This window comes from Nocardioides oleivorans, from assembly GCF_004137255.1.
Lineage (GTDB): Bacteria > Actinomycetota > Actinomycetes > Propionibacteriales > Nocardioidaceae > Nocardioides > Nocardioides oleivorans.
Map to the genome: position 1 here is coordinate 1,409,800 of NZ_SDWT01000001.1, position 25,845 is coordinate 1,435,644.

General features: G+C 72.0%; 26 protein-coding genes, 1 tRNA gene and 1 pseudogene. 14 read left to right on the forward strand and 14 right to left on the reverse strand.

Going from position 1 to position 25,845, the window contains the following annotated elements; genetic code table 11:
* Window positions 1–97 precede the first annotated feature (97 nt).
* Window positions 98–862 carry a hypothetical protein gene (locus EUA93_RS06765; protein ID WP_129399430.1) on the reverse strand — a complete coding sequence of 255 codons (765 nt, stop codon included), beginning with the start codon at window positions 860–862 and terminating at the stop codon, window positions 98–100.
* Between the two features lie 164 nt (window positions 863–1,026).
* Between EUA93_RS06765 and EUA93_RS06770 the strand changes: the two genes are divergently transcribed.
* Both EUA93_RS06770 and EUA93_RS06775 read left to right on the forward strand, forming a co-directional pair.
* Entirely contained in the window at window positions 1,027–1,539 is a 513-nt protein-coding gene (locus EUA93_RS06770; RefSeq protein WP_129399431.1) for a peptidylprolyl isomerase, read from the forward strand.
* Window positions 1,540–1,575: 36 nt separating this feature from the next.
* On the forward strand, window positions 1,576–2,529 hold the full coding sequence (locus EUA93_RS06775; protein WP_242497264.1) for a rhomboid family intramembrane serine protease: 954 nt from the start codon (window positions 1,576–1,578) through the stop codon (window positions 2,527–2,529).
* Window positions 2,530–2,818: 289 nt separating this feature from the next.
* Here EUA93_RS06775 and EUA93_RS22190 read toward each other — a convergent pair whose 3' ends face one another.
* On the reverse strand, window positions 2,819–3,052 hold the full coding sequence (locus EUA93_RS22190) for a cell division protein CrgA (protein ID WP_338036348.1): 234 nt from the start codon (window positions 3,050–3,052) through the stop codon (window positions 2,819–2,821).
* A pseudogene (locus EUA93_RS22195) lies at window positions 3,044–3,301 on the reverse strand (cell division protein CrgA); the annotation flags it as partial. The pseudogene EUA93_RS22195 and the gene EUA93_RS22190, both read right to left, overlap by 9 nt.
* A gap of 62 nt (window positions 3,302–3,363) precedes the next feature.
* Here EUA93_RS22195 and EUA93_RS06785 point away from each other — a divergent pair.
* Complete coding sequence (locus EUA93_RS06785; RefSeq protein WP_242497265.1) at window positions 3,364–4,116, forward strand: DUF881 domain-containing protein; 753 nt, start codon at window positions 3,364–3,366, stop codon at window positions 4,114–4,116.
* A 12-nt stretch (window positions 4,117–4,128) separates the two neighbouring features.
* Here EUA93_RS06785 and pknB read toward each other — a convergent pair whose 3' ends face one another.
* The 7 genes from pknB to EUA93_RS06820 are packed head-to-tail and all read right to left on the reverse strand — an operon-like array spanning window position 4,129 to window position 12,727.
* Window positions 4,129–5,931 (reverse strand): Stk1 family PASTA domain-containing Ser/Thr kinase, encoded by a 1,803-nt coding sequence (gene pknB / locus EUA93_RS06790; protein WP_129399433.1) that lies wholly within the window; start codon window positions 5,929–5,931, stop codon window positions 4,129–4,131.
* Window positions 5,928–7,397 (reverse strand): serine/threonine-protein kinase, encoded by a 1,470-nt coding sequence (locus tag EUA93_RS06795; protein ID WP_129399434.1) that lies wholly within the window; start codon window positions 7,395–7,397, stop codon window positions 5,928–5,930. The genes pknB and EUA93_RS06795 overlap by 4 nt, the downstream gene beginning before the upstream one ends.
* Window positions 7,394–8,854 carry a peptidoglycan D,D-transpeptidase FtsI family protein gene (locus tag EUA93_RS06800; RefSeq protein WP_129399435.1) on the reverse strand — a complete coding sequence of 487 codons (1,461 nt, stop codon included), beginning with the start codon at window positions 8,852–8,854 and terminating at the stop codon, window positions 7,394–7,396. The genes EUA93_RS06795 and EUA93_RS06800 overlap by 4 nt, the downstream gene beginning before the upstream one ends.
* Window positions 8,851–10,269: an FtsW/RodA/SpoVE family cell cycle protein gene (locus EUA93_RS06805; protein WP_129399436.1), complete on the reverse strand. Its 1,419-nt coding sequence runs from the start codon at window positions 10,267–10,269 to the stop codon at window positions 8,851–8,853. Before EUA93_RS06805 ends, EUA93_RS06800 begins: the two co-directional genes overlap by 4 nt.
* Window positions 10,270–10,282: 13 nt before the next feature.
* Complete coding sequence (locus EUA93_RS06810) at window positions 10,283–11,542, reverse strand: PP2C family protein-serine/threonine phosphatase (RefSeq protein ID WP_129399437.1); 1,260 nt, start codon at window positions 11,540–11,542, stop codon at window positions 10,283–10,285.
* Entirely contained in the window at window positions 11,539–12,015 is a 477-nt protein-coding gene (locus EUA93_RS06815; protein ID WP_129399438.1) for an FHA domain-containing protein FhaB/FipA, read from the reverse strand. The genes EUA93_RS06810 and EUA93_RS06815 overlap by 4 nt, the downstream gene beginning before the upstream one ends.
* Window positions 12,008–12,727, reverse strand: coding sequence for an FhaA domain-containing protein (locus tag EUA93_RS06820; protein WP_129399439.1), 720 nt, complete (start codon window positions 12,725–12,727; stop codon window positions 12,008–12,010). The genes EUA93_RS06815 and EUA93_RS06820 overlap by 8 nt, the downstream gene beginning before the upstream one ends.
* Before the next feature lie 187 nt (window positions 12,728–12,914).
* Here EUA93_RS06820 and EUA93_RS06825 point away from each other — a divergent pair.
* Together EUA93_RS06825 and EUA93_RS06830 are read left to right on the forward strand one after the other, a co-directional pair.
* Window positions 12,915–13,001 (forward strand) — tRNA-Leu (locus EUA93_RS06825).
* Window positions 13,002–13,206: 205 nt separating this feature from the next.
* Window positions 13,207–13,917: an alpha/beta fold hydrolase gene (locus EUA93_RS06830; protein WP_129399440.1), complete on the forward strand. Its 711-nt coding sequence runs from the start codon at window positions 13,207–13,209 to the stop codon at window positions 13,915–13,917.
* A gap of 6 nt (window positions 13,918–13,923) precedes the next feature.
* On the opposite strand, the gene EUA93_RS06835 is transcribed toward EUA93_RS06830, so the two are convergent.
* Window positions 13,924–15,795 (reverse strand): helix-turn-helix domain-containing protein, encoded by a 1,872-nt coding sequence (locus EUA93_RS06835; RefSeq protein ID WP_129399441.1) that lies wholly within the window; start codon window positions 15,793–15,795, stop codon window positions 13,924–13,926.
* Between the two features lie 142 nt (window positions 15,796–15,937).
* Here EUA93_RS06835 and EUA93_RS06840 point away from each other — a divergent pair, with 142 nt between their 5' ends.
* From EUA93_RS06840 to EUA93_RS06855, 4 genes are all read left to right on the forward strand, one after another.
* Window positions 15,938–16,261, forward strand: a complete 324-nt coding sequence (locus EUA93_RS06840; RefSeq protein WP_129399442.1) for a hypothetical protein — start codon at window positions 15,938–15,940, stop codon at window positions 16,259–16,261.
* A 97-nt stretch (window positions 16,262–16,358) separates the two neighbouring features.
* Window positions 16,359–16,739, forward strand: a complete 381-nt coding sequence (locus EUA93_RS06845; RefSeq protein ID WP_129399443.1) for a YciI family protein — start codon at window positions 16,359–16,361, stop codon at window positions 16,737–16,739.
* A gap of 4 nt (window positions 16,740–16,743) precedes the next feature.
* A complete protein-coding gene (locus EUA93_RS06850) occupies window positions 16,744–17,979 on the forward strand; it encodes an RNA polymerase sigma factor (RefSeq protein ID WP_207208620.1) in 1,236 nt (411 codons plus the stop codon).
* Window positions 17,976–18,266 carry a biopolymer transporter Tol gene (locus EUA93_RS06855; protein WP_129399444.1) on the forward strand — a complete coding sequence of 97 codons (291 nt, stop codon included), beginning with the start codon at window positions 17,976–17,978 and terminating at the stop codon, window positions 18,264–18,266. Before EUA93_RS06850 ends, EUA93_RS06855 begins: the two co-directional genes overlap by 4 nt.
* 3 nt (window positions 18,267–18,269) lie before the next feature.
* On the opposite strand, the gene EUA93_RS06860 is transcribed toward EUA93_RS06855, so the two are convergent.
* On the reverse strand, window positions 18,270–18,545 hold the full coding sequence (locus EUA93_RS06860) for a YciI family protein (protein ID WP_129399445.1): 276 nt from the start codon (window positions 18,543–18,545) through the stop codon (window positions 18,270–18,272).
* A gap of 120 nt (window positions 18,546–18,665) precedes the next feature.
* Here EUA93_RS06860 and EUA93_RS06865 point away from each other — a divergent pair, with 120 nt between their 5' ends.
* The 4 genes from EUA93_RS06865 (at window position 18,666) to EUA93_RS06880 (ending at window position 22,060) form a co-directional block, all read left to right on the forward strand.
* Complete coding sequence (locus tag EUA93_RS06865) at window positions 18,666–19,826, forward strand: S1 family peptidase (RefSeq protein WP_207208621.1); 1,161 nt, start codon at window positions 18,666–18,668, stop codon at window positions 19,824–19,826.
* A 106-nt stretch (window positions 19,827–19,932) separates the two neighbouring features.
* Window positions 19,933–20,568 carry a nitroreductase family protein gene (locus EUA93_RS06870; protein ID WP_242497267.1) on the forward strand — a complete coding sequence of 212 codons (636 nt, stop codon included), beginning with the start codon at window positions 19,933–19,935 and terminating at the stop codon, window positions 20,566–20,568.
* The gene (locus EUA93_RS06875) at window positions 20,565–21,041 is read left to right on the forward strand and encodes a glutathione peroxidase (protein ID WP_129399446.1); all 477 of its coding nucleotides are present in this window, start codon (window positions 20,565–20,567) and stop codon (window positions 21,039–21,041) included. Before EUA93_RS06870 ends, EUA93_RS06875 begins: the two co-directional genes overlap by 4 nt.
* Window positions 21,041–22,060 carry a right-handed parallel beta-helix repeat-containing protein gene (locus EUA93_RS06880; RefSeq protein ID WP_129399447.1) on the forward strand — a complete coding sequence of 340 codons (1,020 nt, stop codon included), beginning with the start codon at window positions 21,041–21,043 and terminating at the stop codon, window positions 22,058–22,060. Before EUA93_RS06875 ends, EUA93_RS06880 begins: the two co-directional genes overlap by 1 nt.
* A 3-nt stretch (window positions 22,061–22,063) precedes the next feature.
* Here EUA93_RS06880 and EUA93_RS06885 read toward each other — a convergent pair whose 3' ends face one another.
* On the reverse strand, window positions 22,064–22,366 hold the full coding sequence (locus tag EUA93_RS06885) for a GNAT family N-acetyltransferase (RefSeq protein ID WP_129399448.1): 303 nt from the start codon (window positions 22,364–22,366) through the stop codon (window positions 22,064–22,066).
* A gap of 51 nt (window positions 22,367–22,417) precedes the next feature.
* Here EUA93_RS06885 and EUA93_RS06890 point away from each other — a divergent pair, with 51 nt between their 5' ends.
* A complete protein-coding gene (locus EUA93_RS06890; protein ID WP_129399449.1) occupies window positions 22,418–23,791 on the forward strand; it encodes an NAD-dependent malic enzyme in 1,374 nt (457 codons plus the stop codon).
* Window positions 23,792–23,811: 20 nt separating this feature from the next.
* Here the strand turns inward: EUA93_RS06890 and EUA93_RS06895 are convergent, their stop codons facing one another.
* Window positions 23,812–25,836 (reverse strand): MMPL family transporter, encoded by a 2,025-nt coding sequence (locus tag EUA93_RS06895; RefSeq protein ID WP_129399450.1) that lies wholly within the window; start codon window positions 25,834–25,836, stop codon window positions 23,812–23,814.
* Between the last annotated feature and the right edge of the window lie 9 nt (window positions 25,837–25,845).

Sequence of the window (25,845 nt, forward strand, 5' to 3'; positions counted from 1 at the left end):
CGCTCGGCAGCCGACACGCCCGAGACATGACTCTGGCGGTGCCCCAGCCACATTCGCGTCGTACGGAATGTGGCTGGGACACCGCCAGGTGCAGGCGTTACTTCTTCTGCGGTACGTCGTCGATGTCGATGACCTCGGCCGGCTCGTCGGGCGTGGTGGCCTCGTGGGCCTCCTCGACCGAGTCGCTGATCGCCTCGCCGGGGGCGCCGCCGCCGGCGTCCTCGACGGCCGGGGGCTCCTCGGTCACGACGTCGGCGGCCGTGGGCGCGGCACCCGACGCGGGTGCGGCCGGGGACGGCGGGGTCGCGGGCTTCGGCGCGGGCGGGGCCGGCGGGACGTAGGTCGACTGCCAGCTGTCGTCCTGCTTGGCCTTGAGCTTGCTGAAGACCGCGCCGCCGATGGCGAGCAGGGCGCCCACGAGCAGGAACTTCTTGAGCTTGCCGCCCTTGGGCTCGGGCTCGATGCCGCGCAGCTCGTTGACCTTCGCGGCCGCCAGGTCGCGGCCCTCGGCTGCACGCTCGGCGGCCACTGCGGCGGCGGTCGAGGCGACGGACGACGCACGCTCGGCAGCGGTGGCGCGGTACTCGGCGAGGAGCGGTGCGGCCTTGTCACGGGCCTCGGCCGTCTTCTCGACGGCGGTCGCGGCGCCGGCCGAGGCTGCCTCGGTGGCCTTGGTGCGGGCGTCCTCGATCAGGGGCGCAGCCTTGTCGCGGGCATCCGAGATCGCAGGTCCGGCCTTGTCCACGGCCTGCTCCCACGCGTGCTCGAGCTGGGGCAGGACCTTGTCGGTGAACTGGTCGGCGATCTGGTCGACGTAGTCGTGCGCCCGGTCCCCGAGGGACTTCTTGCGGCCGAAAGGCATGCGGATCCTCCTCTTTCAGTAGTCCCTCCATCTCACCATGCCCACCCTGAGGCGACCAGCCCCGTCCGGGTGGTGGGGGAGCAGTACGCCCCGCGTGGGCCCCGCGTGGCAGGATCGAGGCGCACACAGAAGATCATTGAGAGCATCACTGAGAGGCACATCCCATGGCCGACCCCAAGGCGACCTTCAAGACCAACCGCGGCGACATCGTCGTCAACCTGTTCCCGAACCACGCCCCCGAGACCGTCGACAACTTCATCGGCCTCGCCGAGGGCACCAAGGACTACCGCGACGACGCCGGCCGCTCGGGCGAGAAGTACTACGACGGCCTCGGCTTCCACCGCGTCATCGACGGCTTCATGCTCCAGGGCGGCTGCCCGCTCGGCACCGGCACCGGCGGCCCGGGCTACACCTTCAAGGACGAGATCCACCCTGAGCTCGTCTTCGACAAGCCCTACCTCCTCGCGATGGCCAACGCCGGCCCGGGCACCAACGGCTCGCAGTTCTTCATCACCGTGGCCGCGACCCCGTGGCTCAACCGCAAGCACACGATCTTCGGCGAGGTGGCCGACCAGGCCAGCCGCGACGTCGTCGACGCCATCGGCACCACCCCCACCGGTGCCATGGACCGTCCGACCGAGCCGGTCGTCATCGAGTCCGTGACGATCGAGCACTGATCCGTCCCTCCTGACTGACGCCTCCGGAACGACTCGATGACCCAGCCGTCCGACGGCACGGCCGCGACCGGGGTGCCGACCTGCTACCGGCACCCCGGCCGCGAGACCTGGATCCGCTGCCAGCGCTGCGACAAGCCGATCTGCCCCGACTGCATGCGCGACGCCGCGGTGGGCTTCCAGTGCCCTGACTGCATCAAGGAGGGTGCCAAGGGCACCCGCCAGAACCGCGCGATGTACGGCGGTGAGCGCAGCGCCGACCCGCGCCTGACCACGTTCGTGCTGATCGGCATCAACGCCGTCATCTGGCTGGCGATCACCGCGACGGGTGGCAACAACTCCCGCCTGGCCCAGCTCTTCGCGCTGGCGCCGACGGGGATCTGCGGTTCGGAGTCCTCGCCGAGCCAGTACTACCCCGGCGTCGCGAGCCAGCAGGTCTGCGAGGGCGCCACCGGCGGCGACGGCGTGTGGCGCGCCGGCTTCGCCGACGGCTCGTGGTGGCAGCTGGTCACCGCGGCCTTCACGCACGTGGAGGTCTGGCACGTCGCGATGAACATGCTGGCCCTGTTCGTCCTGGGCCCCGCACTCGAGGGCATCATCGGCCGGGCCCGGTTCCTGGCCGTCTACCTGGTCAGCGCCCTGGGCTCGTCGGTCCTGGTGGTCTTCCTCGCCGGCGCCGACTCCAGCACCGTCGGCGCGTCCGGCGCGATCTTCGGCCTGCTCGGCGCGCTGCTCGTCGTGGCCCGCAAGGCCCGCCTCAACATGCAGGGCCTCGTGCAGAACCTCGGGCTCGCCGTCGCGATCACCGTCTTCGGCTGGCGGATGATCTCCTGGCAGGGCCACCTCGGCGGCATCGTCACCGGGGCGCTCGCCGCCGCGATCATCGCCTACGCCCCGAGGTCCAGCCGCTCGGTCGTCCAGTGGGCCGGCCTCGCGCTGCTCGCCGTCGTGCTCCTCGTCCTCGCCTTCGTGCGCGACGGGATGCTCGGCTAGCTCGCCGCGCCCGCGTCGTACGGCCCCGTGCCGTACGACCGGACGGGTGCGCCCGTTTCCCACAGGTGTGCACACAGCTGTGGATAACTACACGCGTGTAATTCTCCACAGGGTTTGTCCCCAGTGTGGAAATCGAACGGCGTCCCCACACCCGGGAACCGACCCCTGAACCGGCCCCTGAAATCGACTCGAGCGGTGAGAGAGACGCCTTCCCTTCCCCAGGAAGGCGCCTCACTCACCGCTCGAGGCGACGAATGGTGTGCGACCGCTCAGTGGCCGCGGGAGAAACCTACTCCCACTTGGTGGCGAAGCTGAACCCGACCGCCATGAACGCGATGCCGACGACGAGGTTCCACTGGCCCAGGTCGTTGAGGACCCACAGCCGGGAGAGGTCGTCGGAGAAGACGTAGAAGGTGCAGATCCAGATCAGGCCGATGAGGAAGCAGCCGAGCATGCCGACCACGACGCCGCGGCCGCGGCCGAGCGGGGTCGAGGGGTGCGCCGAGACCATGAGGCCGAGCATGAGCACGCCGAAGCCGATCAGGTAGTTCCACCGGCCGAGGTCCGCTACGGCCTTCGGGCTGCCCTCGACGGGCGGGAAGGCGAGCGGGTTCCCGCGCGGGCCGACGTAGTAGTAGGCGATCCAGGCGATGCCGGCGATGATCAGCAGCAGGGCGACCAGGAACCTCACGGAGAAGAGGCTGGTCTTCTCCTCGGCGATGATCGTCTTGGACTTCGACACTGCTGCTCCTGTGGCTTCGGCGGGAGTTCGACGGGACTTCGACGAGACTGCGGAGGGCGTACGCCGCCCAACGGGGGGTTAGCGTAGTCGCCATGCCCCCGCCGTCCCACTCGTCCCCCGGGCGGCGGAGCGTCTGGCGGGTGGCCACGCCGGTCATCGTGCTCCTGAGCGGGGTGCTCTTCGCGGTGAGCGCGAAGCAGAGCGACGGCCTCGACCTCCGCGGCGGCCGGCTCACCGACCTGGCCTCCGTGGTGCGCGCGGAACGCGACGAGGCGGGCGACCTCACCGCCCAGGCGGCCGCGCTCAACGTCGAGGTCGACTCGCTGAGCACCGAGCTGGGCGACCGGTCCGTCCGGCGCGCCCAGCGCGAGGTCGCCGAGCTCGCCGACCCCGCCGGGCTGACCGAGAAGACCGGCACCGCGGTGCAGGTCACCCTCGACGACGCCCCCCTCGAGGCGCGCCTGAGCTACGAGGACAACCCCAACGACCTGGTCGTGCACCAGCAGGACATCCAGGCCGTCGCCAACGCGATGTGGAACGCCGGCGCCACCGCCGTGACGATCCAGGGCCAGCGCCTGATCTCCACGACCGGCATCAAGTGCGAGGGCAACCAGGTCACGCTGCACGGCCTGCCCTACTCGCCGCCCTACGTCATCGTCGGCATTGGCGACCCGGCGGCCCTCGAGGCGGAGCTCTCGACCGACCCGATCCTCGCGGCCTACCGCGACTACACCGACATCCCGGGTGGTGGCGTCTCCTGGGACATGGCCGAGCTCGCGTCGGCCACCGCGCCGGCGTACACCGGCCTGCTCGACCTCACCTACGCGACCCCGATGGCGGAGTAGACCGCTCCCGGCCTAGCCGACCACCTGCACCCGCGGGGTGGTCGGCGTCTCCGTCGGGTCGGTCGGGGTCGTCGTCGGGTCGGTCGGCGTCTCGGTGGGGTCGGTGGGCGTCTCCGTCGGGTCGGGGACCACCGGCTCCTCGTAGGCCGAGACGAAGATCGTCACCGTGCTGCCCTGGTCGAGGGTGCCGCCGAGCGGGATCTGGTCGACCACGGTGCCCTTGGGCTCGACCGAGGTGGGGTCGGTGCGGATGTCGGCGACGAAGCCGGCGTCGCGGATCGCCCGCTCGGCCGCGCGCTGGTCCAGGCCGCGCACGTCGGGGACCTGCACCGGTCCATTGGAGTAGCTGACGGTGATGGTCGTGCCGTCGGCCACGGACGCGCCGGCGGCCGGGTTCGTGCTGAGCACCTGGTTCTTCGGCTCGTCGGAGTCCTGGGGCTCGAAGCGCACCTTGAGGCCGGCCGCGACGAGCGTGGCGCGCGCCTCCTTGCGCAGCTGTCCCACGACGAACGGCACCTCCACCTCGGGCTTGCCGTTGGAGATCACGAAGTCCACCGACGTGCCGGGGTCGTGGAAGGTGTCGCGGTTGGGGTCCTGCCGGATGACCTGGTCGGCCTCGACGGTGTCGGAGCTCTCGCGCGAGATGTCGCCGACCACGAAGCCCGCGTCGACGATCGCCAGGCGCGCCTGCTCCTCGGTCAGCCCGACCACGTTGGGCACCGCTTCGCGCGTGGGCGCGGAGTCGAAGAGCAGGCCGTTGAGGACGTACGCCCCGACGCCGAGCACGGCCACCACGAGGAGGCCGACGAGCACCCACAGCCCGGTGCGGCTGCGCCGCGGCTCGTCCTGCCGCGGGGGCGGGGCGGCCGCGGCCATTGCCGCGGTGGCATCGACCGGCGGGACGGGCGGGACGTACTGCGTCTCCGCCGGAGGGGGTACGACGGCGGGTGCCTGGATCGGGTGACCGGAGAGGTAGCGCTCGATGTCGGCCTTCATCGCGGCCGCGCTCTGGTAGCGGTCCTCGACGCGCTTGGCGAGCGACTTCATCACGATGGCGTCGATCTCGGGGTCGAGCTGGTCGTCCAGGTCGGACGGGGGCGAGGCCTGCTCGCGGACGTGCTGGTAGGCCACGGCCACCGGGCTGTCGCCGACGAACGGCGGCCGCCCGGTGAGGAGCTCGTAGAGGAGGCAGCCGGTGGAGTACACGTCGGAGCGCGAGTCGACCGTCTCGCCGCGGGCCTGCTCGGGCGAGAGGTACTGCGCGGTGCCGACGACCGCCGCCGTCTGGGTCATCGTCGACGAGGCGTCGGAGATCGCCCGGGCGATGCCGAAGTCCATCACCTTGACGTCGCCTGTCGGCGTCAGCATCACGTTGCCCGGCTTGATGTCGCGGTGGATGATGCCCGCGCGGTGGCTGTAGTCGAGCGCCGACAGCACGCCGGCGGTGATCTCGAGCGCCCGCTCGGGCAGGATCTTGCGGCCCTCGCGGAGGATGTCGCGCAGGGTGCGTCCCTCGACGCACTCCATCACGATGTAGGGCTGGGCGACGCCCGAGCCGTCGGTGGCCATCTCCTCGCCGGTGTCGTAGGTCGACACGATCGAGGGGTGGTTGAGCGAGGCCGACGACTGCGCCTCGCGGCGGAAGCGGGCCTGGAACGTCGCGTCGCTGGCCAGGTCGGTGCGCAGTCGCTTCACGGCCACGGTGCGGCCCAGCCGCAGGTCACGTCCCTTGCGGACCTCGGCCATGCCGCCGCGTCCGAGGAGCTCGCCGAGCTCGTAGCGGCCGCCGATCAGTGTCGGCTCCGGCTGCGTCATCCCTGGTCGTCCTCTCCATCGGTGGTGATGGTCAAGCCGTCGCCGGCGGGGGTCGTCGTGCTGCTCGGTGTCGCGGCCGGACTCGTGGTGGGCGACTCCGTGGGGGAGGCGGTCGGCGTCTCCGTCGGCGTCGGTGTGGTCGGGGACTCCGAGGGCGTCTCCGTGGGCGTCTCGGTGGGAGTCGGGGTGGGCGACTCCGTCGGGCTCTGGCTCGGGCTCTCGCTCGGGGTCTCGGTGGGCGACTCGGTCGGCGTCTGCGACGGTGAGTCGCTCGGGGACTCAGTCGGCGTGTCCGACGGTGAGTCGCTGGGGGACTCACGGGGTGACTCGGACCGGCTCGGCGACTCGCTCGGCGTCTCGTCGCTCGGCGAGCCGGAGTCGCGGGTGCCCAGCCAGATCGCGACGAGCAGCACCGCGACGACCACGGTCACCAGGCCCAGGACGACCGACCACGGCGTCGTACGCCGCGGAGCTTGCGCGTCGTCCACCGGCGGGGTGGCGACGGGGGTGACCACCGGCGTCGGGACCGGCGCCGGCTCGGCCGCGGGTGCCATCGTCGGGATCACCTGGGTCGCGTCCGCAGCAGCGGCGGGCACGGCGGCGACCGGGGCCACGCCGGCGTCCGCACCGGGGTCCCGCAGGGCCGCCGCGAACGCGGTGCCGTCGGCGTACCGGTCCTCAGGCGCCTTGCTCAGCGCACGTCGTACGACCCGGGCGAGGTCGGCAGGCACCGAGCCGGGCAGGTCGGGCACCGGGTTGCGCAGGTGGGCGATGGCGGTGGCGACCGGCGTCGCGGCGACGAAGGGCTTCTCGCCGGCCAGGCACTCGAAGGCGACCACGGCGAGGGAGTAGACGTCGGACGCCGCCGTGGCGGTGCCGCCCTCGGCCTGCTCGGGCGAGATGTAGGCGGGGGTGCCGAGGACCTGGCCGGTCTCGGTGAGCGCCATCCCGTCGGCGGCGCGGGCGATGCCGAAGTCGGTGACCTTGATCCTCCGGTCGGGGGTGACCAGCAGGTTGGCGGGCTTGACGTCGCGGTGCACGATCCCGGCGGCGTGGGCGACGCCGAGCGCGTCCGCGGCGAGTGCGAGCAGCTCGCGCGTGGCGTCGGGGTCGAGCGGGGCGCTGGGTCGCAGCAGGTTCGACAGGGGCTGGCCGTCGACGAGCTCCATCACGAGGAAGGGCCGGTGGGCCGCCGACCCGTCGTCGAGCAGGCTGTCGCCGTAGTCGTAGACGGACGCGATGCCGGGGTGCTGGAGCGCGGCGGCGTGCTGAGCCTCGGTCTCGAAGCGCGTGCGGAACAGCGGGTCGTCGGCGTACTCCGCCTTCAGCACCTTCACCGCCACGGGGCGGTCGAGCAGCGTGTCGCGGGCAGCCCAGACCTCGCCCATGCCGCCCGTCGCGATGCGGGAGTCGAGGACGTAGCGGCGGGCCTCGTCGACGGCGGCGCCGGGCGCGAGCACGCTCACCGGTTGATCACCGCCTCCATGATCGCCTTGGCGATCGGCCCGCCGAGACGGCCGCCGGCGATCTCGTCACGCGAGGTGTCGCTGGACTGGACGAGCACGGCGACGGCGACCTTGGGGTCGTTGGCGGGGGCGAAGGAGACGAACCAGGCATAGGGCGGGCGCTCGGGCGTCGACTGGGCGGTGCCGGTCTTGCCGGCCACCTCGACGTTGGGGATCTGCGCCGGGGTGGCGGTGCCCTCGTCGACCGTCGCGACGAGCATCTTGGTGAGCTCCTCGGCCGTCGAGCTCGAGATCGCCTTGCTGATGCTCTGCGGGTCGGTGCGGGCGAGGACCGAGAGGTTGGGCGCGCGCACCTCGTCGACGATGTAGGGGCGCATCACGTCGCCGTCGTTGGCGATCGCCGCGGCCACCATCGCCATCTGCAGCGGGGTCGCGGTGACGTTGGACTGGCCGATGCCCGACATCGCGGTCTGCGGCGGGTCCATGTCGCGCGGGTAGAGCGACGAGGCCTGGCCGCCGAGGTCCTCCAGCGAGGTCGAGTTGAAGCCGAACGCCTCGGCCTGGTCGGCCATCGCCTCGGTGCCGAGCTCGTTGGCCAGGCTGAGGAAGGTGACGTTGCAGGAGACCTCCATCGCCTGCGTCATGGTGATCCGGTTGCCGCCGCAGTTGCCGCCGTCGTGGTTGCTGATCTCCGTGCTCGACTGCGGCAGCTTGAACTTGTAGCCGCCCGGGACCATCGAGTCGGCGTCGTAGTTGCCCGACTCGATCGCGGCGGCGGCGGTGACCAGCTTGAACGTCGACCCCGGCGGCAGGGTGGTGCCGATCGCCCGGTTGATGAGCGGGTCGCGCTCGTCGGCGTTGAGCCGGTCGCTGACGTCCTTCACCTCGCCGAAGTCGTGCGAGGCGAAGTTGTTGGGGTCGAAGGTCGGGGTCGAGGCCATCGCCAGGACCCGGCCGGTGGTCGGCTCGAGCGCGACGACGGCGCCCTGGGCGTCGCCGGGGAGGTTCTCCAGGCCCTCCCACGCGGCGTCCTGCGCCGCGGCGTTCACGGTCAGCTGGACGTTGCCGCCCTTGGGGTCGCCGTTGCTGAGCATGTCGACCAGGCGGGTGACGAACAGGCGCGAGTCGTCGCCGGCGAGCACGGAGTTCTGCGACCGCTCGACGCCGGTCTGGCCGAACCAGGAGAAGTAGCCGGTGATCGGGGCGTACTTGAACGGCTGGGAGTAGACGCGCTGGAACTTGTACTGGTCGTCGGAGGGCACGCTGCGCGCGATCACGTCCTTGCCGACGAGGATCGCGCCCCGCTCGCGGGAGAACGTCGCGGTGATGATGCGGCGGTTGCGCGGGTCCTTGGAGAGGTCGTCGGAGCGGACGTACATCAGGTACGTCGCGTTGACCAGGAGCGCCATGAAGAGCACCAGGCAGAAGACCGAGACCACGCGGATGGGCTTGTTCACCGGAGCTTCACCACCTGCGTGCTCTCGCTGTCGACCTCGTCGTCGTCGACGGGGTCGAGACGCGGCGCCGGGCGGCGGGCCTGGTCGGAGATGCGGAGCAGCAGTGCGATCACGACCCAGTTGGCGACCAGCGAGGAGCCGCCGTAGGAGAGGAAGGGAGTCGTGAGGCCGGTCAGCGGGATCAGCCCGGTCACGCCGCCGATGACGACGAAGACCTGGAGGGCGAAGATCGCGCCGAGCCCGACGGCCATCAGCTTGCCGAAGCCGTCGCGCGAGATCAGCGCGATGCGCAGCGCACGCTCCACGATGAGCCCGTAGCAGAGCACGATCGCCATGACCGCGGTCAGGCCGAGCTCCTCGCCGATGGTGGAGAGGATGAAGTCGGAGTAGGCGAACGGCACCCGCTCGGGGAAGCCGTTGCCGAGGCCGCGGCCGATCAGGCCGCCCCAGCCCATCCCGAACATCGCCTCCACCGGCTGGAAGCTGGTGCCCGGGTCGGTGTAGTAGTCCATCGGGTGCAGCCAGATGTCGAAGCGGCGCTGCACGTTGCCGACGAAGGTGTAGGCCGCCAGCGCACCGCCCGCGAACATCAGCCCGCCGACGACCAGCCAGCCGGGACGCTCGGTCGCGACGTAGAGCATGGCGAGGAACAGCCCGAAGAAGAGGAGCGAGGAACCCAGGTCGTTCTGGAGCACCAGGATCATCATCGAGACGCCGAACATCGCCAGGATCGGTCCGAGGTCGCGGCCGCGGGGCAGGTCGACGAAGACCACGCGGCGACCTGCCAGCGCGAGGGCGTCGCGGTGGAGGACGAGGTAGCCCGAGAACGCGACCACGAGCAGCACCTTGGCGACCTCGCCCGGCTGGAGGCTGAAGCCGGCGACGCGGATCCAGATGTTCGCGCCGTTGATGTCGCGGCCGATGACCGGGACGAACGGCAGGATCAGCAGCACGATGCCGGCCAGGCCGGAGGTGTAGGTGAGCCGCTGCAGCGAGCGGTGGTCGCGCAGCAGGAAGAGCGTGGCGATGAAGAGGATCACGCCCACCGTCATCCACGTGAGCTGCTGGCGCGCGAAGGTGTGCGACTGGCCGAGCGTCTCGTAGGTCAGGTCGAGCCGGCGGAGCACCGCCAGGCCCAGCCCGTTGAGCGCGGCGACGAGCGGCAGCAGCACCGGGTCGGCGTACGGCGCCACGAGCCGGACGGTGATATGGGCGGCGACGATCAGACCCGTGAGCCACCCGCCGTAGCCGACGAGGTCGGCCGGGACGACGCCCTCCACGCCGAGGCCGACGGCGGCGTAGGCCCCGATCCCGACCGCGAGCGCGAGGACGAGCAGGAACAGCTCCGCGCCCCGGCGGCGCCGGTGCACGAAGGTCATGAGGGGTCCGGCCATCAGGTTTCCGGTCTGGCTCATCCCACCCCGCCCGTCAGCTGGCTTCCTGCCGCGCGGCGTAGTTGTCGACCGTCGCCTGCGCCTCGTCGAGGCTGCCGGCCTCGATGCCCTCGCGCACGGTCTCGGCGTCGAGCTCGCTGAGCAGGCTGAGGTCGACGTCGCTCACCTCGTAGGGGTGCGAGAGCGAGAGGCCGGGAAGGTCGGCGTTGAGCCCGCGGTAGATCGCGACCCTGCCGTCGCTCTCGCCGACGTAGAACTGCTGCTGGCTCCACGACCAGCCGGCGGCCAGGACCACCCACGCGATGCCGACGAGGGTCGCGACGACGAGGAAGCGGCGCAGCCATGTGTAGCGGTCGGGCGCCAGCGGTGCGTAGCGGGCGGTCTCGGCGTCGATGGGGTCGGTGACGAACGCACCCGCTGGTACGTCGTCGGGGACCGGCGCGATCTCCCCGGTGTCGCCGGAGCGGTGGCCGCGGAACAGCCCGCCGACCGCGCCGCTCACGCCGCCGCCGATCGGTGCGCGTCGCGGCAGGTCGGCGGCCGCGCCGACCAGGAGCGGGACCAGGTCGTCGTCCGGGGGCTCCTCGGAGACGTCGGCGACGATGCAGGTGACGTTGTCGGTGCTGCCGGCGTCGAGGCTCGCGCGGACCAGCTCGACCGCGGCGAAGTCGGGTGTGCCGGTGCCGAGGATGTCGGCCATCCGCTCGAGGGTGAGCGTGCCGCAGGCGCCGTCGCTGCAGAGGAAGACGCGGTCGCCGGGCTCGGCGGGGAACTCGAAGAGGTCCGGCTCCTCGTGGCGGATGCCGTCGAGCGCCTTGAGGATGAGGTTGCGGTGCGGGTGGGTCCGCGCCTGGTCCTCGGTGATGCGGCCCTCGTCGATCAAGGACTGGACGAAGGTGTGGTCGTGGGTGAGCTGGCGCAGCTCGCCGCGACGGTAGAGGTAGGCGCGGCTGTCGCCGATGTGGCCGACGCCGAAGCGTGCCCCGTCGAAGAGGGCGACCGTCGCCGTGGTCGAGGTGCCGTTGAGGCCCGGGTCCTCCTCGACGATCTCGGCGATCCGGTCGTCGGCGCGGTGCACGGCGCCGGCGACCTGGCCGAGGATGTCCTCGTCGGGCCGCTGGTCGAGCTTGCGCAGCGCCTGGACCGCGGTGCTCGAGGCGAGGTCGCCGCGGACGGCACCGCCGACCCCGTCGCAGACCGTCAGCAGCCACGGTCCGGCGTACCCGCTGTCCTGGTTCTCCCGGCGGACCCGGCCGACGTCGGAGATCGCGGAGTAGTGGAGGTAGAGGCTCACTTCCGCAGCTCCAGGATGGTCTTGCCGACGCGGACCTGGACCCCGAGGCCGATGGTGGTGGGCTGCGTGATGCGGACCGGGCCGACGTAGGTGCCGTTGGTGGAGCCGAGGTCCTCCACGAACCACTCGTCGCCGCTGGCCGCCACCCGGGCGTGGCGGGTGGAGACGTAGTCGTCGTCGAGCTTGATCGCTGCGTCGCTGCCGCGTCCGATGAGGAGCGGGGCGTCGTCGAGCTCGGCGCGGGTGCCGGGGTTCTCGCCCTCCACGACGACCAGGTGGGTGGGCGCGCCGCGACGGGGCTTGTTCCGGGCCTTGGTCTTGCGGGCGGGCGCCGGTGCTGCGGCCCCGCGGGCGGTCTCGGGCACCCGCGCGCCGAACATGTCGGAGCGGATCACCGAGATCGCGGAGAGCACGAAGATCCACAGGATGGCCAGGAACGCCATCCGGATCAGGAAGAGGGTCAGCTCAGACATTCCAGCCCCCGGCCTCGTCCCGCCCGCCGTCGATGCGGACCGTCATCTCGGTGTGCCCGATCTTGATCGTCGAGCCGTCGCGCAGGCCGGCCCGGCCGACCTTCGCGCCGTCGACGAGGATGCCGTTGGTGGAGCCGAGGTCGACCGCCTCGACGCCGTCGATGCTCACCACGAGCTCGACGTGGCGCCGGCTCACGCCGGGGTCGTTGATGCGCAGGTCGGCCTCGGTGCCGCGCCCGATGACCAGGCCCGGCGGGCGCAGCGGGTGGCGGGTGCCGTTGACCTCGAGGGTCGCGTGGGACGAGCGCGTGCGGGTGCGCTGGTCGTTGTCGGTCACGCTCGCCTGCGCCTTGCTGCGGATCCGGAAGCGGCCGGTGGTGAGGTCGTCGGCCTGCTCGAACGCGATCGAGATCGGGCCGGTGAAGACGTAGCCCTGGGCGTCGGCGTGGTCCTGGAGCTGGTCGACGAGGTCCTGCTCGAGCGCGCGGCCGAGACCGACGATGCGGTCGAGGTCGGCCTCGGACAGCTCGACGTGGAAGTCGTTGGCCACGAGGCGGCGCTGGCGGCTGAGCACCTGCGCGTTGTTGTCGCACTCGCGCTGGAGGGCCGCCGCGATCTCGACCGGCTGCACCGCGCTGCGGAAGGCCCGGGCGAAGACGCCGGAGATAGCCGACTCCAGCTTCTGCTCGAATCGCTGCAACGGGTTCGGCACCGGGGGCCTCCTCTCCTCGCGCTCGGGGGTCGATCAGCGGCTCGCTGGCCGGGGTGGGCAGGCATCACCGACCGCGAGGCCGGCTCGCCAACCGTACCGGCCGGTCGCGCGAGTGCGCGGGTGCCGCCCCGTCCTCCAGCCGATTGGGAGCGCGACTCACCGTTGGGGTAGCCTGAGCCCGCTTCAAGCGCGAGTGGCGGAATAGGCAGACGCGCACGGTTCAGGTCCGTGTGTCCGAAAGGACGTGGGGGTTCAACTCCCCCCTCGCGCACCACCACGGCAGGCCCCGGACGACGTCCGGGGCCTTCGTCGTTCCCGCCCCGCTGCGCCGGCGGCTCATCCAGGCGACCGGGAGGCGTGACCGGGCGTCGGACCCGCCTCGGGACCTGCCCGAGTTGTGTGTGCAACGTGCCCATTTCAGCGCTCGATGCTCGCCAATATATTGCATATAAGAGCATCGACCACTGAAGGAGACCCCCATGGACACCACTGCAGGAGCGATCAGGAACGTCGTCCTGGTGCACGGCGCGTTCGCCGACGGATCGGGCTGGCGCCTGGTCCACGACCACCTCACGAGCCGCGGCTACCGCGTCTCGATCGTCCAGAACCCGCTCACCTCGTTCGACGACGACGTCGCCGCCACCCGCCGGGTCCTCGACCGGCAGGACGGCCCGACCGTCCTCGTCGGGCACTCGTGGGGCGGCACCGTCATCACCGAGGCCGGCAGCCACGACAAGGTCGCGGGCCTGGTCTACGTCGCAGCGCTCGTGCCGGACAGCGGCCAGACCTCCGGCGAGCAGTACGAGGGCTTCGCCGCGACCCCGGACTTCGTCATCGACATCGGCGAGGACGGTTTCGGGTTCCTCGACCACGACACGTTCAAGACCGGCTTCGCCGCGGACGCCACCGACGCCGAGGCCGCCTTCATGCGGGACTCGCAAGTCCCCGTGAACATGGCCGTCTTCGCCCAGCCCGTGACCCGCGCGGCCTGGCACGACAAGCCGAGCTGGGCGGTGTACGGCACCGAGGACAAGGCGTTCGACCAGGCCATGCTCCGGCACATGGCCGAGCGCGCCGGCGCCACCGTCACGACCGTTCCGGGCAGCCACGCGGTGTACCTCACGCAGGCCGAGGCGGTCGCCGAGGTCATCGTCCGGGCCACCCAGGACGCGCTGGTCGCCAGTCGCTGACACCGGTCAGGTGGCGCGCTCCGCGGGTGGTCCTGCCAGCTCGCCCGGCCAGGTCCCCGTGCGCGCCTGGTGCACCTTGAGCGCCAGCTGGAGGGGGAACCACTCGGCGGGGTCGTGGACGTCGAGCCCGCCCAGCCGGGAGGCCCGGGTGAGCCGCTGGTTGAGCGTGTTGCGGTGGATGATCAGCTCGCGCGCCGCCGCGCTCTGGCTGCGGACGTGGAGGAACGCGGCCAGCGTGTCGAGGAGCTCGGTGCGCTTCACGCGGTCGTACTCGGCGATGCGCGCCACCGCGACGGCGTACCGGTCGGGCACGGTCGCGGCACTCGAGACGCGGCTGAGCAGGAGGTGGTGGCCGACGTCGTCGAGGGTGAAGACCCCGGACGGGTTCGCCATGGTGCTGCCGACGATCATCGCCTCGCGAGCCTCGGCGAGCCCGTCGCCGAGCTCCTCGAGCGAGGACACCGGTCGCGACAACCCCACGGTCAGTGCCGCCCCGGTCGAGGACCGCAGCGTGGCGCACGCCTCGACCAGCGCGAGCCGGAGTGCCTCCAGCGAGCTGCGTCCCGATGTCCACGGCACGACCGCGACGACCTGGTGCGGGGTCGACGCGAACAGGGTGTCGCGAGGCAGTCCGGCCGTGCGGGCGAGGTGGTCGGAGAGGCCGCCCTCGAGCGGGGCCGGGGACATCCCGGCGGGTGTCAGGCTCGCGACGGCGGGGAGCCCGGTGAGGCTGGCCACCGCGATGACGTGCGAGCGTGCGCGGTCGAGCCCCACGGCCGTGGCGCGCCGGACCAGCTCGTCGCTGCCGAGGCGGCCCGACGTGAGGTCGCGGAGGAACCAGCTCAGGGCGTTGCGCTCCTCGAGCCCGTCCAGCGCGATCGTGAGCTTGATGGCCGTCGCCACCTGGTGCGCGATGGTGCGCACCACGTCGGGCCCGGGCGCGCCGAACCCGCGTGGGTCCAGCCGGTAGCAGGCCATCGAGCCGAGCTCGTCGGCGCCGACGCGGACGGCTGCCGTCGTCACGGCCCGGGCGGACCCCTCGAGGGCCCGCGCCACCCGGTCGGACGCCACCTGCCAGGAGATGCGCGAGCGACGCAGCTCCAGGTCGATCTCGAGCAGCGCGGGACGGAGGGAGGCGAGTGTCGCGGCCACACCAGGGTCGCTGGCCGGACCGGTCTTGAGCACCATGCGGTCCGCGCCCGACGGATCGGTGACGACCGCGACGGCCACGTCGGCGTCGGTGGCGCTGCGGGCGAGCTCGGTGGCCCGGTCGACGACGGTCGCGACGGGCACCCGACCGGTGACCATCGCGGCCAGTGCGTGGACGCCGTCCAGGTCCCGGGCGGAGCGCTGCGCCGCCCCGGCCAGCCGTTCCCTCTCGAACGACGCCGCGACCATGGCGGCGACGTCCTCGACGAGGCCCACCTCGAAGTCCGCGAACCGGTTGCCCGTGGTCGCCCACACGGTGATGCACCCGACCAGCTCGTCGCCCGCCGAGACGATGGGGACCGAGAAGATCGCCCCGTAGCGCTCCTCCCCGATCCCGGGGTAGGCGAGGAACCGAGGGTCCCGAGCAGGCTCGTCGGCGACCAGGTAGCTCTCCCGCGACGCGGCCACCCAGCCCGTGACGCCGGACCCGTAGGCGACGCGCAAGGAGCCGACGTGCGTCGCCGCCGGGCTCTCCGTGGCGCCGACCAGGACCAGGTCGTTGTCGGTCGGGTCGTAGGTGTAGAGGTAGACGTCGCGATCGGGTCGCCCGCACGCGACCGCCTCGGCGACCCGGGTGAGGACCACCCTCGGGTCCGGGTCCGATCCCAGTGCCCGGGCGACGCCACGCAGCACCTGGAGCTCGAGCAGGGAGGTGGCCGTCGTCGGCATGGCTCACCTTATCCGGCCCTCGGGGCCGCACCGAAGGTTTCAAACAGCCCGGAACCGGTGATGCACCGGGTGCAACCGCGCGTCCTACGGTGGGCGCGCCCGTCAGCAGCACCCGAGCACCACTCGACGAACAGGAACCTCCGTGACGAAGAACCGACCCGCCCAGCTCATCGCCGCCAGCCTGATGGCGCTCACCCTCCTCACCGGCTGTGGTGGCGACGGCGGCGGCCGCCCGTCGGTCGACGAGCTGTCCACCGCCTTCCAGGACGAGGACAACGTGATGAACCTGGGCCTCACGGAGACCCAGGCCGACTGCGTCGCCGAGGCCTTCCACGACTCCGACGTGTCCGACGAGACCCTCCAGGCCATCGTCGACAACGACGAGGACTACGAGGGTGGCGACGACGACGAGAAGGCGCTCGAGAGCATCTCCACCGACTCGATCGCGACGTGCATGGCGGGCTGATGTCGAGGACGACGCACCCGGCTCCGATGTAGCAGTGTGGGGCCGAACCGCGGCCCCGGCTGACACCGTCGGACACCGTCGGACACGAGGAGCACCCATGAAGTACGTCGTCCTGATCCACTCCAACCCGCAGCCCTGGGGCCACCCCACCGGGGACTTCGTCGCCGAGCACCAGGCCCTCCCGGCCGAGCAGCGCCGGCAGCTCAACGACGCGTTCGAGACGCTGCTCGGCGAGCTCGAGGCGAACGGCGAGCTCGTCGGGGGCCAGGCCCTCGGTGACCCGGCCACGGCGAGGCTCTACCGCTGGGACGACGGCGCCGTCGTCACCGACGGCCCCTACTCCGAGGCCAAGGAGCACCTCGCCGGGTTCTTCCTCATCGACGTCGAGGACCCGGCCCGCGCGGAGCAGGTCGGCCGTGCGTTCGCCGGTCCCGGCGAGACGGTCGAGGTGCGCCCTGTGATGGTCCACGAGGACTGAGCGGGTGGCTTCGAGCGAGTCGCCCGAGCACGTGTGGCGCCGCGAGGCACCGCACGTGCTCGGCGCGCTCGCCCGGCGCTACGGCGACTGGGGCGACTGCGAGGACGCCGTGCAGGAGGCGCTCCTCGCCGCGCACGACCAGTGGCCCGGCGACGGCGTGCCCGAGCACCCGCGCGGCTGGCTCGTCCGGGTCGCGTCGCGCCGCCTCATCGACGCGCGGAGGTCGCAGGTCGCGCGCGAGTCCCGCGAGGAGTCGTACGCCGATCACGCCGGCGAGGTCGCGGAGGCACCGGCCGAGCGCGACGACACCCTCGACGTGCTCTTGCTGTGCTGCCACCCGGTGCTGACGCCGGCCTCCCAGGTCGCGCTGACCCTGCGCGCGGTCGCGGGTCTCACGACGGCGCAGGTGGCGGCCGCGTTCTTCGTGCCCGAGGCGACGATGGCGCAGCGGATCAGCCGCGCGAAGAAGACCCTGCGCGACCACGGCGTTGGCTTCGGCCGCGTCGATCCCGCCGAGCTGCCCGACCGGCTGACCGCGGCCCTGCGCGTGCTCTACCTCGTCCTCACCGAGGGACACACCGCCAGCGCCGGCGAGGACCTCGTCGACGGCTCGCTCGCGAGCGAGGCGCTGCGCCTGACGCGCGACCTCCACACCCGGCTGCCGTACGACGACGAGGTGACCGGGCTGCTCGCCCTGATGCTGCTCACCCATGCCCGCCGTCCCGGTCGGGTCGACGGTGCCGGCGACCTCGTGCCGCTGGCGGAGCAGGACCGCTCGCGGTGGGACGCCGCGGCGATCGTCGAGGGCGTGGGTCTCGTCGAGCAGGTCCTGCCGCGCGGACGGGTGGGGCGCTACCAGCTCCAGGCGGCCATCGCCGCGGTGCACGCGGAGGCGGCGACCTTCGAGGAGACCGACTGGGTGCAGGTCGTCGCGCTCTACCGGATGCTCGCCGAGCACTTCCCCGACCCGACCGTGACGCTCAACCTCGCCGTCGCGGTCGCCGCGGCGATGGGTCCCGAGGCCGGGCTCGCCGAGCTGGCCCCGCTGCTCGACGACCCGGTGCTGTCGGGTCGCCACCGGGTCCACGCCGTGCGCGCGCACCTGCTCGAGGAGTCCGGGGCGCTCGCCGACGCGCGGGCGTCGTACTCGACCGCGGCGCGGCTCGCGACCAACGTCCGCGAGCAGCGCTACCTCAACCACCGGCTGGCAGCCCTCGACGGGCAGGAGGCCCACGGATGACGACTGACGACGACAGGTGGCTGGTGGTCGACGGCCGCCGCTGGCGGCGTACGGACCCCGCCATCCCCGACGACGAGCTCGCCCGGCTCAAGTCCCACCTGGGTCGGGGCAGGTCCGGGGTGCGCACGGCCACGACCGAGGCCGAGACGAAGGCGACCCGGCACCGCACGCAGCTGGCGAAGGTCGGGCTCGGGGAGCGCGGCACCCCGTGGTGGGAGCAGACCGACTCCCAGCGCCGGGAGCGCTGGGAGTCGGCGTTGGCGGAGCTGGACGCGCTCGACGACTGACGGTCAGCCGAGCCCGTCGAAGGCGCGCACCTCGACCTTGCCGCGGCAGGCGACCGAGGCCTCCGCGGCGAGCCGGAGGGCGGTGTCGAGGTCGGCGGCCTCGATGATCCAGAAGCCGGCGAGGTGCTCCTCGGACTCGAGGTAGGGGCCGTCGGTCACGACCGGCGGACCGTCCTGGCCGTTGACCACCCTGGCGTTCGTGGCGGACTCGAGGCCGCCTGCGAAGACCCAGTGGCCGTGCCGACGGGATTCGACACCCTCCGCACAAAAACCTCGCAGACCCCGACCTTGGTCGTGTTGACCTCCGTGGAAGCGCTTCCTTACGTTGAAAGAGCCCCTCCTACAGGGGTGATCGACGCAAGCACACCTCTCTCTCGGGCTCTTGCAGGAGGTCCCAGCATGTCCAGATCACGCATGGCCAACGCGACCCTCGGGGTCGCCACCCTCGCCGCCGCAGCCATCGGGCTCGGCTCACTCATGGCGCCGACGGCGTCCGCGGCGCCGGACGACCCGGCACCGTCGGTCGACCGCTCGGCCGTCTCGCCCGGTCTCGTCGCCGCGATGGAGCGCGACCTCGGCATCGACGCCGACCAGGTCCGTGCCCGGCTGGCGATGGAGGCCAGGGCCCCCGTCGTCGCCAGGTCGCTGGAGAAGAAGCTCGGCGCGTCCTACGCCGGCTCCTGGATCGCCGACGGTGCGACCAGGCTGACGGTGGCGACCACCGACCGCACGGAGGCCGCGGCCATCCGTCGCGGCGGCGCCCGCGCGGTCGTCGTGCGCCACACCCAGGCGGAGCTGACCGCCGACCGCTCGGCGCTGGACGAGCGCGCCTCGTCGGCTGCCGCCGGGGTCCACTCCTGGTACGTCGACGTGGCGACCAACTCGGTCGTGGTGACCGCGGCGCCGGGCGCGAAGCAGCAGGCGACCGCCTTCGCGAAGCGCAGTGGCGCCGCGAGCGTCCGCGTGGTGACCTCGGCCGAGGCCCCGCGCACCGTGGCCGACATCCGCGGCGGTGACGAGTACGTCATCAACAACAGCGCGCTCTGCTCGGTCGGGTTCGCCGTCAACGGCGGCTTCGTCACCGCCGGCCACTGCGGCGGGGTCGGCGCGACCACCACCGGCTTCGGCCAGGCGCAGGGCACCTTCGAGCAGTCGTCCTTCCCCGGCAACGACTACGCCTTCGTCCGGACCAACGGCAGCTGGGTCTCCCAGCCGTGGGTCTACAACTACGCGGGCCAGGCGGTCCTCGTGCTCGGCTCGCAGGACGCGGCCGTCGGCAGCTCGATCTGTCGCTCGGGCCGGACCTCGCAGTGGACCTGCGGCACGCTGCAGGGCCGCGACGAGACGGTCAACTACTCCAACGGACCGGTCTACGGCCTGTCCCGGATGAGCGCGTGCGCCAACCCCGGTGACTCCGGCGGCTCGGTGATCTCCGGCAACCAGGCCCAGGGCGTGACCTCCGGTATCGCCGGCGGCTGCGGCTCGGCGAGCCCGCAGACCTGGTTCCAGCCCGTCAACGAGATCCTCGGTGCCTACGGCCTGTCGCTGACCACCGGCTGATCGACCCCGCCCCACCACGTCCGGGCCACGTCGCGGCCGGACGTCATGGGAGTCCCCGGTGTGCACCGGTGATCCTCGTGGCGTCCGGCCTCGGCATACTCGCCGGGTGACCGAACCCGACCGTCCGCAGGCGCCGCAGCCGTCCGCCGAGTCCCTCGCCGAGCCGATGCGGTCACGCTGGAGCGGGAGCGTGTACGACGCCTCCCACCGGCTGGGCGACGCCGAGGTCGCGCTCCTGCTCCACGCTGCCCAGTGGGCGCCGAGCGCCGGCAACAGCCAGCCGTGGACGTTCTTCGTCTGCGTGCCCGGGACGACCAACCACGACCGGCTCGTGGCGAACCTGAGCCGCGGCAACTCCGGCTGGGTGCCGCGCGCGTCGGTCGTCTTCCTCACCGCCGCCCACGTGCGCAGCGGCGACGAGGTCGACGCCCCGGCCTTCAGCGACTACGCGCTCTACGACGTCGGCCAGGCCGCGGCCCACCTCACGCTGCAGGCGCACTCGATGGGGCTGCTGGCCCACCAGTTCGCCGGGTTCGACCACGAGGCCCTCGCCGGCGCGCTCGACGTACCCGCCACGCACCAGCTGCTCACGGGCATCGCGGTGGGCCTCCCGGGCGACCCGGGCGAGGTCGACGAGCGCACCGCGGCCCGCGACCACCGCGACCGCGTGCGGAGGCCGCTGTCGGAGTGGGCCTTCACCGGCGCCTTCGGCGAGGCCGGGGTGGCAGACTCGCAGGCATGACTTCTCTCTCCGACTTCTCGGCAGTCGCGATCGACGGCACCGACAGCGACCTCTCGCAGTACGACGGCAAGGTCGTCCTCGTGGTCAACACCGCCTCGCAGTGCGGGTTCACCGGCCAGTACAAGGGCCTCCAGGAGCTCCAGGACACCTACGCCGACCAGGGCCTCGTGGTCCTCGGCTTCCCGTGCGACCAGTTCGGCGGCCAGGAGCCCGGCACCGAGGACGAGATCTCGGACTTCTGCGAGAAGAACTTCGGCGTGACCTTCCCGCTGTTCTCCAAGATCGAGGTCAACGGCGACGGCACCCACCCTCTCTTCTCCTGGCTGAAGGACTCCAAGGGCGGGATGCTCGGCAGCAAGATCAAGTGGAACTTCACGAAGTTCCTCGTCGGCCGCGACGGGCAGGTCATCGACCGCTACGCCCCGACGACCGAGCCCGCCAAGCTGTCGAAGGACATCGAGAAGGCGCTGTGATGCGCGCCGGCGTCCTCGCCGCGACGCTCCTCGGTCTCGGGGTCGCCGCGGTGGTGACGTCGGCTGCTCCGGCGGGTGCGAGCCCGGCGCCTGCCGCACGGGTGGCGGCGAAGGCCGACACCGTGATCGGCAACGGCACGCCCGCGTCGTGCACGTCCGCGAAGGTCGTCCGTGCCGTCGCGAAGGGCGGCACGATCGCGTTCAGCTGCGGTCCCGACCCCGTCACGATCGTGATGAGGAGGACCGCGAAGGTGGTCAACACCTCGGCGAGGGTCGTCCTCGACGGGGGCGGCAAGGTGACGCTCAGCGGTGAGGGCCAGCGGCGGATCCTCTACATGAACACCTGCGACCAGGCCCAGGTCTGGACGACGTCGCACTGCAACGACCAGCCCGAGCCGAAGCTGGTCGTGCGGCGGATGAGCTTCGCCGACGGCAACGCCACCGACGAGGCCTACCGGTCCGACGAGGGCGGCGGTGGTGGCGGGGCGATCTTCGTCCGCGGCGGCCGCTTCAAGATCATCGACTCGACCTTCGTCGGCAACCGCTGCGCCCGCACCGGCCCGGACGTCGGCGGCGCAGCCGTCCGGGTCTTCGACCAGTCCCAGGACAAGCCGGTGGTCGTGAAGCGCTCGACCTTCACGGGCGGCCGCTGCAGCAACGGCTCCGCGATCAGCAGCATCGGCGTCTCGTGGAGGATCAGCGACTCGACCTTCACCGACAACAAGGCCGTCGGTCGCGGTGCCAACCCGGCACGACCCGGCACCCCCGGCGGCGGCTCGGGCGGCGCGATCTACCTCGACGGCGACGACATCCACCTGACGCTCACCGGCTCGACGATCACCGGCAACCGTGCCCGCGAGGGCGGCGGCGCGATCTTCTTCGTCTCCAACGACCGCAGCGGCACGCTCACCATCGAGGGCTCCGAGCTGACCGACAACCCCAGCGACGGGTTCGAGACCTTCCCCGGGATCTTCTTCCTCGGGGCCGACCACACCTTCACCGACAGCGTCGTGCGCTGAGGCTCACGCCCGGACCAGGTCGGCGTACTCCGGGTGCTTGGTGATGTACGCCGCCACGTAGGGGCAGGAGGGCACGACCTCCAGGCCGCGGGCCCGGGCGTCGTCGAGCGCCCCGCGGGCGAGCGTCGAGGCATGGCCCTGGCCGCTGAAGGCGGGCAGGACCTCGGTGTGGATGAGGGTGATCACGTCGCCCTCGAGGTGGTAGGCGATGAGGCCGACGAGCTCGCCGTCGGCGTCGTCCCCGTCGCCGGCGACGTGCAGCTCGTAGCGGCTGCGGGCGGCTGTGTCGATGAACACTGTGTCCACAACCCCGAGCGTACTTGCCCGTAACCCTCCCCGAGGGGTTAGGTCGGGGTCATGGCAGCAACCGCATCGTCGTACTCGATCACCATGCGGTTGTACACCGCTCCCGACCACAGCGTCGTCGGCGCCGTCGCGACCACGATCGCGAGGAACGGGGGCGTGGTCACCGCGATCGACGTCACCGAGTCGCGCCACGACCGCCTCGTGGTCGACGTGACCTGCTCGGCCGCCGACGCGACCCACTCCCAGGAGCTCGTCGCGTGCGTCTCCGAGGTCGAGGGCGTCACGGTCCACAAGGTGTCCGACCGGACCTTCCTGCTCCACCTCGGCGGCAAGATCTCGGTCGAGTCGAAGGTGCCGCTGCGCACGCGCGACGACCTGTCGATGGCCTACACGCCCGGCGTCGGTCGCGTGTCCATGGCGATCCACGACAACCCCGAGGACGTCCGCAAGCTCACCATCAAGGGCAACTCGGTCGCCGTCGTCACCGACGGCTCGGCGGTGCTCGGCCTCGGCAACATCGGCCCCGGTGCCGCGATGCCGGTGATGGAGGGCAAGGCCGCGCTGTTCAAGCGGTTCGCCGACATCGACGCCTGGCCGATCTGCCTGGCCAGCCAGGACACCGACGAGATCGTGAAGGCCGTCGAGATGATCGCGCCGGGCTTCGGCGGCATCAACCTCGAGGACATCGCCGCCCCCCGCTGCTTCGAGATCGAGGCGCGGCTGCGCGAGTCGCTCGACATCCCGGTCTTCCACGACGACCAGCACGGCACCGCGATCGTCGTCCTCGCCGCGCTGACCAACGCCCTGCGCTGCGTCGACAAGCAGCTCGCCGACGTGCGCATCGTCGTCTCGGGCGCGGGTGCCGCAGGCACCGCCATCGTCACGCTGCTGCTCGCCGCCGGCGCGAAGGACGTCGTGGTCGTCGACCGCTTCGGCGCGCTCTCCGCCGACGACGAGTCGCTCTCGCCCGCGCACCGCGACCTCGCGACGGCGACCAACCCGCGCCGCGCGACCGGGTCGCTCCAGGACGTGCTGGCCGGTGCCGACGTGTTCGTCGGCGTCTCGGCCCCCGGCATCCTCAAGCCCGAGTGGCTGCCGACGATGGCCGAGAAGCCGGTCGTCTTCGCACTCGCGAACCCCGACCCGGAGATCGACCCCGCCGAGGCCGACAAGTACGCCGCCGTGGTGGCGTCGGGTCGCTCCGACTACCCCAACCAGATCAACAACGTGCTGGCCTTCCCCGGCGTCTTCCGCGGCCTCCTCGACGCCGGCGCCTCCGAGGTCACCGTCGACATGCTGCTCCGCGCCGCCCAGGCGATCGCCGACACGGTGAAGCCCGAGGAGCTGCACCCGGCCTTCATCATCCCGAGCGTCTTCCACCCCGACGTGACCAAGCGCGTCGCCGCCGCCATCAGCGGTGCCTGATGGCTGGTGCTGGCTGAGGTTCAGACCTTCCGGGGCCACCAGAAGGTGTCGCCGAGCGTCATCGCGAGCGCCGGGACGAGCACGGTGCGGACGACGAGCGTGTCGAGCAGCACGCCGACGAAGATGATCGCGCCGAGCTGCGCCAGCACCACCAGCGGCAGCACCCCGAGCACGGCGAACACCGCGGCGAGCAGGACGCCGGCGCTCGTGATCACGCCGCCGGTGGCGGTCAGCGCGCGCAGCATCCCGGTGCGGGTGCCGTGCCCGGCCGCCTCCTCGCGGGCCCGGGTGACGAGGAAGATGTTGTAGTCGACGCCGAGCGCGACGAGGAACAGGAACGCCAGCAGCGGCACCCCGCTGTCCATCGCCTCGAAGCCGAAGACGCCCTGGAACAGCCACCACGAGGCCCCCATCGCGGCGGCGTACGTCGCGACGACCGTCGCCACCAGCAGCACCGGCGCGAGCAGCGAGCGCAGCAGCAGGACCAGCCCGCCGAGCACGAGCAGCAGGATGATCGGCAGGATCAGGAGCCGGTCGTCGGAGGCCGACGTGCGCTCGTCGATCGCCTCGGCGTCACCGCCGCCGACGTGGGTGTCGTCGAAGTCGGCCACCGCAGTGCGTACGTCGGCGACGACCGCCTCGGCCGCGGCACTGCCGGGCTCCGCATCGGGCACGACGTCGATGCCGGCGACGCCGTCGCCCTGCGAGGTGATGCGGGCCGAGGTCGCGCCGTCGACCTTCTCGACGGCGGCGAGGACCTGCTCGGGGTTGCTCTTGGTGAGGACCTGGACCGGGTCGGTCGTGCCGGCCGGGAACGACTCCGCGAGCCGGGCGGCCGCGGTGATCGCCTCCGGCTCCTGGAGGAACTGCTCGGCAGGGTCGAGGCCCGTCCTGATCGAGAGGGTGCCGGTCGCGAGGACCGCGAGGCCGACCAGCGTCGCGACCACGAAGGTGCGCGGGCGATGGGAGACGGCCTCGCCGACGCGGTGCCAGATCGAGTTCGAGTCGACGAGGACGGTGTCGCCGACGTGCGGCACGCGCGGCCAGAAGACCCAGCGGCCGAAGAGCACGAGCGCGGCCGGCAGCACCACGAGCGCGAAGGTCGCCGCGATCACGATGCCGACGGCGCAGGCGACGCCGAGGCCGCGGGTCGTCGGGATCGCCGAGAGCAGGAGGGTGAGCAGGCCGAGGACGACGGTGATCGCGCTCGAGCAGACGGCCTCGGTGGTGCGGGCGAGCGCGTGCGCCATGGCCGCGTGCCGCGAGTCGGTGGTCTTGAGCTCGTCGCGGTAGCGCGAGATCAGCAGCAGCGCGTAGTCGGTGCCGGCGCCGAAGACCAGCACGCTCAGGATGCCGACGGTCGACTCGTCCCAGGCGAGCCCGGTCCACTCGAGGACGTTGGTGGCGGCGATCGCGGCGAACCGGTCGGCGACGCCCACGACGGTCAGCGGCACGAGCCACAGCACGGGGCTGCGGTAGGTGATGATCAGCAGCACCGCGACGACCGCCGCAGTCGCCATCAGGAGCCGGAGGTCGGCACCGTCGAAGACCTGGCCGATGTCGGCCTGGATCGCGGCCGGCCCGGTGACCTGCACGTCGAGGCCGTCGGGCACGTCGGCACGCAGCTGCTCGCGGAGCTCGGTGATCCGGTCGATGTTGTCGGTGTTGGACGTCGACGTGATCGGTACGACGGCGAGCGCGGCGCTCCGGTCGTCGGAGATGCTCGGCGGCGGGCCCTGCTGCCCGTCCGCGAGGGCGGCCGCCTGCTTCGTGAGGGCCGCCTCGTCGGCCTTGGTCAGCTCGCCGTCGGTGGTCCACAGCACCAGGGCGACCTGGCCCTCGTCCTCCGGCAGCTGCTCGGCGAGCTGCACCGCGAGCGTGCTGTCCGCGCCCTGCGGGAGCGTGTCGGTCGCCTTCGCGTCGTGCTCGCCCTCGGGGACGAACCCGATCGCGAGGATCGCAAGGAGCAGCGGCACGACCGCGACGAGCCAGGCCGTACGACGTCCGGTGACGAGGCGGGCGAGGGCGGGGGACTGGTGGGACACGGTGCTCCT